This is a genomic window from Saprospiraceae bacterium (assembly GCA_016719615.1).
Lineage (GTDB): Bacteria > Bacteroidota > Bacteroidia > Chitinophagales > Saprospiraceae > Vicinibacter.
This window is the reverse complement of record JADJYQ010000001.1, coordinates 190,280-202,523: the sequence shown is the minus strand read 5'-3', so window position 1 is coordinate 202,523 and position 12,244 is coordinate 190,280. Positions and strand designations below refer to the sequence as shown.

Genomic DNA, 12,244 nt, shown 5'->3' with positions numbered 1-12,244 from the left:
ACGCCTGACTACTTTGTTCTTTCTTTGGAATCCGCTATCATTGCGGCAAATTTCAAAATAGCTTTAAAATCTATACGACATGAGCAATTTACCATTCGATATTGATATGCTCCGCAAGCATTATTCCAGTTTCTCAAATCGGGTTGCGCAGGTCCGCAAAAGTTTAGGTCGGCCACTGACACTGACTGAAAAAATATTATTTAGTCATTTACACCCTGATTCTCCGCTCAGAGACTACCAAAAAGGCAAAGATTACGTGTTTTTTGCCCCTGATAGGGTAGCTATGCAAGACGCTACTGCTCAAATGGCCTTGCTTCAATTTATGACCTGTGGAAAGCAAAAGACAGCAGTACCAACAACAGTTCATTGTGACCATTTGATCCTGGCGGAACATGGAGCACAGCAAGATATGAAGGCCTCACTGAAAGACAATGAAGAAGTTTTTGATTTTTTAAAATCCATATCTAACAAATACGGCATTGGTTTTTGGAAACCCGGCGCCGGGATCATCCATCAGATTGTACTTGAAAATTATGCATTTCCGGGTGGAATGATGATTGGTACGGATTCACATACACCAAATGCCGGTGGTCTCGGAATGATCGCAATAGGTGTTGGCGGCGCAGATGCAGTTGATGTGATGTCCGGCATGGCCTGGGAATTAAAAATGCCCAAAATCATTGGCGTACATCTTAAAGGAAAACTTTCCGGTTGGACTTCTTCAAAGGATGTAATCCTCAAAGTTGCCGGCATACTTACCGTAAAAGGCGGTACGGGTGCCATCGTCGAATATTTTGGAGAAGGCGCCCAATCGCTGTCCTGTACCGGAAAAGGTACTATTTGTAACATGGGTGCTGAGATTGGTGCTACTACCTCCACATTTGGTTATGATGAATCGATGAGCCGTTATTTTAAAGCCACCGGTAGGGCAGAAGTCGCTGAACTTTGCGATGCGATTGCACCGGATCTCACCGGAGATTTTGAATGTTACCACGAACCCGAAAAATATTTTGACCAGGTCATCGAAATAGACCTCACCACGCTGGAACCCCATATCAACGGACCTTATACCCCAGACCTTGCCTGGCCCTTGTCAAAATTTGCCCAGGCCGTTAGAGACAACAATTATCCCCAAAAATTAGAAGTCGGACTCATTGGATCTTGTACTAACTCTTCTTACGAAGACCTTTCCCGCGCTGCTTCACTGGCCAGACAAGCTGTAGCCAAAAACTTAAAAGTGAATGCTGAATTTACAGTCACACCAGGCTCTGAACAAATTCGCTATACGGTTGAACGCGATGGACTTCTGTCAGATTTTGAGAAAATGGGTGGAGTTGTATTAGCCAATGCCTGCGGGCCATGCATCGGACAATGGAAAAGGCATATCGACGATCCAAATAGAAAAAACTCTATCCTCACATCGTTCAATAGGAATTTTACCAAAAGAAATGACGGACTCACGAGCACACATGCGTTTGTGGCTTCCCCCGAAATAGTTACCGCTTTGGCGATTGCAGGTGACCTTTGTTTCAATCCGATGACGGACACCTTGACCAATAAAAATGGGGAACAAGTCAGACTCGATCCGCCAACTGGAGTAGAATTACCACCTGCCGGATTTGATGTCAAGGATGCTGGTTTTCAAGCACCGGCAACAGACGGAGCAGAAGTGAATATCATCGTCAATCCCGAAAGCAAACGCTTACAATTATTGGCACCTTTCGTCCCTATAAGTTCTAATGAGCTTGCTTCCATGCGATTGCTGATCAAGGCCAAAGGAAAATGTACCACGGATCATATATCCATGGCAGGTCCCTGGCTGGAGTTCAGAGGACATCTCGAAAATATTTCCAACAATTGTTTAATCGGTGCGATCAATGCATACAATGACGAAGCCAATAAGGTTATTAATTTCGTGAACGGTGAATACATGGCAGTTCCTGATTCTGCGAGGTTATACAAAGCCAAGGGTATCTCTACTGTAGTTTTCGGGGAAGAAAATTACGGTGAAGGTTCTTCAAGAGAGCATGCAGCAATGGAGCCGCGGTATCTCGGCGTAAAAGCAGTGATCGTCAAATCCTTTGCTCGTATCCACGAAACCAATTTGAAAAAACAGGGAATGCTAGCTTTGACATTTGCAAATCCGGCAGACTATGATAAAATACGGCAGGACGATCTCATCGATCTCGTAGGTTTTGATGAAATGAAACCGGGCAATCCATTAACTATTAAACTGAATCATGCCGACGGAACTACAGATTCCTTTGAAGTTAATCATACCTATAACGAGCAACAAATCAATTGGATTCGCGAAGGTTCGGCCTTAAATAAAATCAGGAAAGAACTGCAATCTGTTTAATTTAGCGATGTTAAGTTTGTTTATACCATTGTTCATCTCTAAATGAAATAATTATGTTTAAAGAATTTAAAGAATTTGCAATTCAGGGAAACCTCGTTGAAATTGCAGTTGGCCTGATCATGGCTACCGGTTTTGGTGCAGTTACAGCTGCATTTGTAGACGGCATCGTCATGCCCGTTGTTGGAAATATTTTTCAGATTGGTGATTTGAACGCTGCCAAAATTTTACTGGCACCCGAAGTAAAAGATGCAACGGGTGCGGTCACCACACCGGAATCATCTATTTATTACGGCAAATTCATTTCGACCTTTATCAATTTTCTGATCATTGCCTTTGTCATGTTTTTGATCCTAAAATCAGTCCATAAACTTAAAAAAGAAAATACCGCTCCAGCCGGTTAATGCTTAAAAATAACGAAGGCGATCCGGATACTTCTACCTATACGCAGAAGTATCCGGGCTCCTAAAAAAACAAACGATGGAATTTTATAAAGTCAATGTTGCAGAAGTCATAAAGGAAACACCTGATGCCATAAGTATAGGTTTCGAAACAGAAGCATTAAAAGAAATTTTTGATCACTTTATTCCAGGCCAACATCTGACTTTAAAACTGAATATCAATAATAAGGAAGTCAGAAGATCTTATTCTATTTCATCTATCCCGCATGAACCGCAATTGAGAATCACCGTTAAACAGGTTAAAAAGGGATTGGTATCTAATCACCTCGTTGAAAAAATTGATAAAGGCAGTGTCCTCGAAATCTCTAAGCCCGAAGGACATTTTACGATTACGCCCGATCCTGAAAAATCGCATTCTTATTACTTCTTTGCAGCCGGAAGCGGTATTACTCCTGTCCTTTCGATGATCCGTTCACTACTTGAACACGAACCCAAATCAACTGTGCATCTTTTATATGGAAATAGAAAAGAAGATAATATTATTTTTTACGAAAAGTTAAAATCACTGCAAACAAAATACGAGGGTCAGTTTTTTGCTGAGTTCACGCTTTCTCAAAGCGGCAAAGGATTGCTTCCATTTTTCTCATCTTCGAAAGACCATTGGACCGGATGGAAAGGGAGGATCAATAAAAAACTCATAAACACATTTTGTGAAAAATATCCATCCAGGACCAAAGAAAAGAGTTTCTACATCTGTGGCCCCGGCAATATGATTGAAGATGTAAAAAAAGAATTAACCGCATTAGGTAACGATCCAAAAACCATACATGCTGAATATTTCAGCACACCGGCCACTACCGCAGGTGATTCAAAAGCTGCATTCGTTTCATCCGCAAACATCACCTTCCATCTCAACGGCCAGCAGCATCAACTTCAGATACCCGGCAACAAAAAAATTCTTGACAGCCTGATGGATGCCGGTTTCGATCCACCCTACTCCTGTTGCAGTGGGGCTTGCTCCACCTGTATGGCCAAAATCATTAAAGGCTCCGTCCACATGGATGTAGCGCTGGCCCTTGAACAGGATGAAATTGCTGCAGGTTATATTTTGACCTGTCAGTCGAGACCAACTTCAGAGGAATTGGAGATTAAGTATTGAAAGATCTAGGCTGAAGGGTAAAGGCTAAAGTGAGTTTCTGTTAAAACTCATCCTATTCCGCAAATTCTTTAATTCTGTAAATTCTGATGCTGATGAAGAGAGGCTAAAGGTATAAGTTTGAAAGGGTAAAGGAAAGAGGAGCGTTTACAAGTTTAAGCTATAAACTAACGTTCGTAAGTTATGTTTATCAGGCTGTATCAACTTTAGCACGTAAGCTTTACATTCAATCCATCATCAACCTGCATCTATTCCACTAATCTCTATTTCTATGCATTTTTAACAATAATACACATAAAGACTATGGCATCCTCTATTCAAATTTAACTAGCTTTCCTTTAGCCAATACTCCTTCATTTGAATAAATAAAATATGTATACAAACCGGAAGGCAAATTTGATAAATTAAACAAATAATCTGTCTGAGAGAAGTTTAAGTTCTCTTTAAAAACTTCCACTAAATTCATATCGTAGAGCACAAAATGAACATTTGCCTGATTCACCAGTTCAATTTCCAGTTGAATCTGATCGTGAAATGGATTGGGATACAATTTTGTGAAGACAGAATTTACTGGGATCTCAATTTTTGTAACAAACTTTATTGAACTATCGCACATAAGACCTGTCCCTAGACGATAATTTGGAAAATGAGGCAGGCTGGCTCCATGAGTGCTGGGTAAAGCCAGACCTTGCTGTACAAGATTACATGCTTTCCCTGGAAGGTCAGGATATTTTATCACACTCAGCCGATCTGTGCCATTATAACTCGTAATGTAAATCCTGCAATCCGGACCCAGTTGGGTCATGCAAAAAAAATTAAAAAATGGGGGGAATGGACTACCTACCCAATTGAAAGTATCGATCAATACTTTCGAGCCTTCAAAATCGGTTGCTTCCAAATCAAATTGAAATAATTTCTTATACGAACTGGCATATACAAATCTTGAATTTGGAGACACAGCAACCCCACCAACGCCTACCGGCTCGTTTAATACAACATTTTTAAAATTAGAAAGCAATCCCGTCTCCCTGTCAATGTCGTACACATATAAACCATCTATTGTATTGTACCGAACAAATTTCTTTCCGTTTGGTGAAAAACAGGTATTTCCCCTAAGTACACCATTAGTATTAAAACTATCGCCAATGGTCTGATAATATGGCCCTAAAACTTCATTATCAGTTACCAAAAAGCGAATATATGTATTGCTATTATACTTCGTATTAAATACCCACCAATACCGGTTATTGGCATGCTTTATAGCAGTCATTTCTCCTGTTTGAACACTGGTATCTTCAAGTAATGGGACATTTTTTAAATAAACATTATTGTTGGTGTCTGGCTTTAAACTTCTTGGTACAAAGCCAGCAGGATGGCTGAAATCTACCACTGTATAGTATAAGTATTTGGTACGTATATCAAGTCTTGGCTCATAAACCCAAACAGTACTTACATGAAATATGTAATACTGATCTGGATTTCCAGGATTAGGAATACTGATCATGGTTTGATGACCGGCATTATAGCCACCTCTATTACTACAATCATCATTTCTTAATGATCCTGTATTGAGTTTGTCACCATCTTTTATAACCTGATGTTTTGAATTAAATATTTTACAGCCATTAGAATAAAAAAGTAAATTTCCATTTTCATCACTAATACTGGTATTGGTTGATGTAATTCCAGCATTGGCATCTTGAATACTTAAGCGGAGTGAATCCCGACCAAAATTAAGGATCATGGCATCTCCATAGTAAGATCTGAAAACCCAATTTTGATCATGCAATTGCTGAGTAAAACATCCAGACAAAATACACACATTTATGAAAGAGAATAGAATAACGAACCTATTCCAAATTGTGATTGATGAGTTGGCCATAGGAAGCTTATTTATTAATTATCAACTTTTTAGTAGAAACACTGCCATCTCCAAATAGTAATTTTACAAAATAGCAACCAGGTAATAATGATACATTCACCTCGAGATTATGATGATCAAAAAGCGAATTATACACTCGTCCATGCATATCTAAAACAATTACATTTGATATTTCTGTCTGCTCAGCGTTTTTCACACAAAACACCCCACTTGATGGGTTTGGATAAATGATAAATCGCTCATCTGATTTTACTGTTTTGTTACTCAAGATCAATGGTTCTGGCAAATTACATGAAATATCATCGTCGTATTCAGGTTCTTCACGAACAAGGTCAATTAAAAATCTTGCCCGCAAAGTAGCATAGCCCCCTTCCTTAATGCATAAGTTAGCAATAGAATCTAAAACTAAAATGTTCTCTACTATTATTTCTTTATCATGATCTCTAAAATATTGAAGATACACTTCATTAATCGCTTTCAGACGTGCACCGCTAATCGTGCTTGGAACAACCAATTCATTTAGGATAATCGTTGAATCGACCCCGGCAATCAAAATAGAGTCTATCGTCGAAGCAATGTCATTTGCTTCCATCTGCAATGTATCAATCTGATTTTGCAAGAGAGTTATCAAGCTATCCGCATTTCCCTCTTCTAGTAAAGTTGAAATTTGCGCTGATAATGAATCAATTTGATTACTTAAGCCTTCTAAGGCAGTCAAAGGTGTGAAAATTGCTTCTAATCCCTGATTTGTAAATCTTTCTTCAACCCTGTACAATTGTCCAATTTCACTGGGAGTTTTTAAATTATAAAAATCCACAATGTTCGAATGCCAATTTCCGCAGCTGTCAAATGAATTTAGAATTGCATATGATTGCGCTTCAGCTTGCCATTGGAGTGCTTCCCCGAAGTCTTCTCCCATAAATACCGAATCTAATATTAATTCAAATTGCCCAAAATCGCAGACCAACGGTGGGAGTTCTTGACTGGAACTGCCGCACTGACCGGGGCAAGTTGGTGCATTGCCAGCATTTGCCAATGGGACAAACCAATCTCCTTGCCCATTGGCAGACCAACTTGGCAAAAAACAAGTTCTTTCAATTGGATCAACTATAAATTGGGATGCCATTATTAGTGGAACATTTGTATTCGCATTAAAAGCATTGCTCGGGTTGTATGCATCCGGAAGATCCCAGCAATTGCCCTGATGAGATTTTACTCCTATGATGGACCCATTGTCGATGTATAAGCCAACTCCTCCATCCATGTTATTTCCAAAAAATAGGGACCCCATGCAAGGCAATGAGAAGAAAAACCCTTTATCAGCAAATTGACTTGTATTACACCGTAAATAAGGTCCAGTCAGCGTTGAATGGTAAGAAATTTGATCGGAGAGTAAAGTCCCTACAACATCATTGCAAAATATTCTATTAAATACTCCCGATGTAGAAAAGGATTGTGGTGTTAAATCTATACCCTTCTTATTTGAACCTATCAAATAAATATCATTGTGATCTATTAGACCTCCGGAATTATTTTTTAATAGAATTCCATGTTTCGCCAGTCCGTTTACCCAAATTTGATTGTACTTAATTTCACAACTTTTGCTTTGGCAATCAGCAAGTTTAATTCCTGCTAAGTCTAGTTTAAAGTTTGAGCCCAAAGGTGGATCTATAGTTATGGTATTATCTTCTATTCTAAAATTTTGATTATAATTACCAACTATTTCTATTCCGATTTGGTTGGCCGTTATTGTGTTTTGGTAAATAAAATGGCTTCTATTTGAATTCGTTATTTCGATTCCTTTGCGACATTGATAAATATTGGAATTCATAAATTCTACCTGATTCCTTATACTCTTAATTCCAATATCACAATTATAAATAGAATTGTCTGCGAAACCATATATTGCCCTGCTTCCAGTACCAGTACTATATACAGCCACTCCGGTATAATCAATTGAACCTTGATTTTGCAATCTTGGTATGGTTTCTATTTCTGCACCTTGCAAATATATACCGGCGTTGCTCTCCGCATAAATGCCTGTATGTGCTTTTCTGAGACCACTATATGTTAATTCTGCAGATGCATTATTACTTAATTTTATCCCAATATTTGTATAAGTCCCAATTTTTACTAACTGTTGGCCAGAATAATAAGGTAGCCAATTGGTTTCTTCGGAAGTTAAACCCGAACCAGCTATATAACTATACGAATCATCGGATGTAATATGTATCACATTATTATGGAGCACAATCCCATCAAGAAAAACAGATGATTTTGACAGCGAATTTATACCAATTTCAGCATCTCTGATTTCACAAATACCTGGATTTCCGTTCGAATCATACATATCAATAAATAGATGAGTTCCAGGTTTTACTTCAATGCCTTTCCACATATGAGAACAGCCATGGATTACAACATTGTTTATCCGTTTTGAAGATGAAATATCATCGACAATTATTTTCCCGCCTGGACTAACAAGTACATCAGTGTTTTGAAAACCATAATCATCGTCCAAATACATCTCACCATCTACATAATATCCTTCGGCATTCATTTCGTCTCGAGGTACATTTGCATTTTCAATATATAAATCGGTTAAACTAGCTGAAACCCGGTATCCTTTGACATTAGTATACTGATCGTATCTGTCATTACTTGTGTTATTTTTATCGTATGTATATATAGTAGAATATTGAAAGTTTGCAGAAGTTCTTGAAATAAAATCAATTCCGCATTCAAGGGCCTCAATTTTATCATTGTCCTGGTCCCAGTAAGAAGGTATTATTCCTTCATAAATGTACATCATGGTTGTCTCCGTTTCTGTCAATGATATTGGGAAATATTCAATATGCTCTTCTGGAGTACCTGCATCAACAAGCACTTTTAATTTGGGCTCAATTAATTTATAAAATTTCTTATAAACTTCGATGACAATTTCCAGTGTAGCAGTTTTACAATTTGAAGTAGTACTTACAAAAAATGGTACACTAAGCACTCCTTTATCACAACCTACTCTAAAATAATTTCCATTAGAATTTTGAGAACCCTCATTGATACTAATACAAGCATTCAAACTATAATTATTGCCGGAATTTCTTTGGGTAAGCTTTGTTTCCTGGGAAGTTAAAACGATTAACTCCTTTTTGCCTTTGTAAAAAGAATCTTTCTTGTTTTTACCCTCTTCAACATTCAATTTAAAAGGATAACAAATGTTCCTGCAAACATCAATATCTTTAATAGTTGTGTCAATATTGTCTAAAGCGATATTATTATTCAAATGTTTTACTTGATCTTGACAATAATGACTCAAGCTTTTTGAATCCCAGTAGGATAATTCAAAAATGTCTTTGAGAAAACGAGAACACACGGTTGTAGATAAAATTATCGGATTGGAGCTTAATTCTGAGACATTAATCGCAATAACAAAACAAAATATTATTCTGCCCCCCCCCCATTTTCAAAAAATTAAAAAAGGTTTTCATATATTAAAATTAGAGGTTAAAAAATCAAAATTAAGTTTTTGAGAAAACAATTACCTCCACTCTTTGCAATTCGCATTGCTAATATATTACAAGAATACCAGGAATCCAAATAAAATGTGGAATATTTTTAATACAACTTAAAGAAAATTCTGATTCAGAGGTAGAGAGGCTGAAGGTGAAAGGCTAAAGACCAAAGGCTAAATAGATGACAAAATACCATTACAGTTAAACCCGTCCTATTCTGTAAATTCTTTAATTCTGTAAATTCTGCTTCTGACGAAGAGAGGCTCAAGGTGAAAGTTTGAAAGGGTAAAGGAAAGATAGGATAAATTAGCAGATTTTAAAAACAAACTAACGTTCGTAAGTTGATTTTATCAGACTATATCAACATTAGCACGTAAGCTTTACATTCAATCCATCATCAAAATTCTTCTTCAGACAATCCGAATCTCATCAGAAGCAGAATTTACAGAATTAGAAAATTTCCAGAATCAATAATTCCCTGAATATGTTTTACATTTGGCATAGGCAAAACTTTAGAAAAAGCAATTCCATGAAGTACTATCGCAACAAGCTTATCGTACCCACCACATGCTTCACCTGATTTTGATCGTCCGTCAATATCAATTTAAAGACATAAACACCCGGCAAACATTTTTGGCCTTTGTTAATGCCATTCCAGCCGGTGTCGCCACTGCCGATTTCATCTTTTAACATAGCATAAGTCCTGTTACCCCAACGATCAAAGATCTCCAGTGATACTCCTCTATATCCACTTCCAAAGGTGACATTCCAATAATCGTTTACGCCATCTTCATTTGGTGAAAAACATTTGGATAAAATACATTATAGTCGAGATCTAAAATTACAACCAGTACATATTCTTTACTGCAACCATTGCTGTCGGTTGCGACGATCATATAATGACCTCCCTTTTCCGGATTTATTTCATATTGCCACTTTCCAAGCATTCTACTTCCTTCCTCCGGAAGCAATTTCATATTCGCGATGTTCTGATTTTGATCCAATATCGACAATAACTCCGGAATTCTATCTTTGACGATGATCGTATCCTGATAACGAATTGAGATCTCCGGTGGCTCGAGCAATTCAAATGTATCCAGATATAAACACCGGTATTTGTCATAGAATCCTAAAATGTATTCTCCTGAAGCCAATCCATCAAATTTACCGTTGGTATTTATTTCTGTTCCAAGAACATATTCATGAATTCCGTTCTGTTGTTTTACAGACAAGTTGCCATTTCTATCTCCAAAACATTTAGGATGGATCAACTCCAATTCATAATGAATTGGCTCCGGTTTTGATACCTTGAACTGTACATCGTATTGACAATTGTTTTGATCAGTTACTTTTGCCTGAAATTCTCCATCATCTCTTATCTCAATACATCTGGAGTTTCCACCGGAAGACCATATATAACTCTTACCCCCTGAAATACACAATTCATTTTTGGAATTATTACAAATAATAGAATCTCCCGTTATTTTGATATCTTCCTTTGCATACGAATTTATCATAAGTAACTCTACTGAGTCGCAACCATTGATATTCTTCCCATGCAATTTAACCATGGTATCTCCGGGATAATGGACTCTACCACGGACATCCATTAACGAATCATAATAACAAATTGCTGTGTCTGTGCTTATCATTTGCAACTTACTAATATTCAAATTACAAATGGCTTGCCGGCTGACATTGCCTTCAGCAAATATTTTGATGACAACTGCGCGATCTCCTTCAGTTCTATTTAAAATGCCATCATGGACATAACGCAGTGATTGGATGTATACTTTAAGCTGATTTACATTTACAATCCCCGGCAATATGAAAGAATACAATGAATCATTTCTTTGTCTTAAATTGTTTTTAAATGTTGAATCCGCTAGGATGATTCGCTCTGCGCCCAAATCTTTCATTCCACTTATCCTGATCTGCATACTATCAACCCCGAGATCCGATTCAATATACAGATCCTTATCAGATATAGGCAATGCGTCTCGTCCACAGATGATTTGCCTGTGTTTGAAATCATATGGATATAATCCCGAACTATTGTCCCGGTCAAGGTCCAACAAAAATTCACATTCAGGGTCGCTTGATAAGATATCGTCAAAAGAAGTCAGGCTTTGTAAAAAGGTCTCTTGCCCATGAGGATAAATATGTTCGCCCAAAGGGGTAAATAAATCATTGATATAATCATATTCAAAAAGATACAAGGTATCTCCCAAGCGGTCATTTGGCATTTGAAATAAGCAATCCCATACAGCATGAGAATAGGGGTATCCGGAAACAATTAATTTTTTGTCCTTGCAACTATTATACTTAGTGGTGAGGCCTGTGATTTTAAAATCGGGCTGACGTAAATTGATTACATTGTAATTAGTATCTAATACAATAATTTCATTAGAAAAAGTATTTAAAGCTAATACAACATCATTAATGATAACAAAGTCTCTAATTTGATTTATTGTTCCATTTTCAAGATCTACTAATAATTCAATATTTGAAAAATCAGGCTGGCTTCTAAAAAATGTTCTCCGTCCTTTATTATAACTAGATTCAAAATAAAGCCTGCCTAAATAATCAACAAATAAATCTGAAAATGATGACCAAAAAAAGCCAATATTTCTAGATACAATATTTGTATCACAAACATTAAGATCCAGTAATTTTAAATCTGTAATGCCTCCTCCCATTGCTGGCGACCCAGGAGATTGTCTAGCCGTAGTATAAAGTAAACCATTTTGATTATATGAAATTCGGTACAACCTAAATGTTTTATTACAAAATATATCTTCAAAATCTATGTAATTATTAGATACTTTTACAGAGTGGTATGTTGCACCGCCATAATATGCTAGTATATCTTGTGCGACTATATCTACACAAAAGCCAAGAACTGAAAAATACAACAGCCAAATTATTCTCATCTAC

The 12,244-nt window shown here is 37.2% G+C and carries 7 protein-coding genes; 3 read left to right on the top strand and 4 right to left on the bottom strand.

Going from position 1 to position 12,244, the window contains the following annotated elements:
• Positions 1 to 79: 79 nt before the first annotated feature.
• The 3 genes from IPM92_00840 (at position 80) to IPM92_00830 (ending at position 3,916) form a co-directional block, all read left to right on the top strand.
• Complete coding sequence (locus IPM92_00840; GenBank protein MBK9106948.1) at positions 80 to 2,359, top strand: aconitate hydratase; 2,280 nt, start codon at positions 80 to 82, stop codon at positions 2,357 to 2,359.
• 53 nt (positions 2,360 to 2,412) lie between these two features.
• The gene (gene mscL, locus IPM92_00835; protein MBK9106947.1) at positions 2,413 to 2,760 is read left to right on the top strand and encodes a large conductance mechanosensitive channel protein MscL; all 348 of its coding nucleotides are present in this window, start codon (positions 2,413 to 2,415) and stop codon (positions 2,758 to 2,760) included.
• Between the two features lie 76 nt (positions 2,761 to 2,836).
• Positions 2,837 to 3,916 carry a 2Fe-2S iron-sulfur cluster binding domain-containing protein gene (locus tag IPM92_00830; GenBank protein MBK9106946.1) on the top strand — a complete coding sequence of 360 codons (1,080 nt, stop codon included), beginning with the start codon at positions 2,837 to 2,839 and terminating at the stop codon, positions 3,914 to 3,916.
• Positions 3,917 to 4,226: 310 nt separating this feature from the next.
• On the opposite strand, the gene IPM92_00825 is transcribed toward IPM92_00830, so the two are convergent.
• The 4 genes from IPM92_00825 to IPM92_00810 form a co-directional block, all read right to left on the bottom strand.
• Entirely contained in the window at positions 4,227 to 5,726 is a 1,500-nt protein-coding gene (locus IPM92_00825; GenBank protein ID MBK9106945.1) for a T9SS type A sorting domain-containing protein, read from the bottom strand.
• 76 nt (positions 5,727 to 5,802) lie between these two features.
• Entirely contained in the window at positions 5,803 to 9,078 is a 3,276-nt protein-coding gene (locus IPM92_00820) for a T9SS type A sorting domain-containing protein (protein MBK9106944.1), read from the bottom strand.
• 766 nt (positions 9,079 to 9,844) lie between these two features.
• Positions 9,845 to 10,126: a gliding motility-associated C-terminal domain-containing protein gene (locus IPM92_00815; GenBank protein ID MBK9106943.1), complete on the bottom strand. Its 282-nt coding sequence runs from the start codon at positions 10,124 to 10,126 to the stop codon at positions 9,845 to 9,847.
• Positions 10,087 to 12,240, bottom strand: coding sequence for a hypothetical protein (locus IPM92_00810; GenBank protein ID MBK9106942.1), 2,154 nt, complete (start codon positions 12,238 to 12,240; stop codon positions 10,087 to 10,089). Before IPM92_00810 ends, IPM92_00815 begins: the two co-directional genes overlap by 40 nt.
• Positions 12,241 to 12,244: the final 4 nt, after the last annotated feature.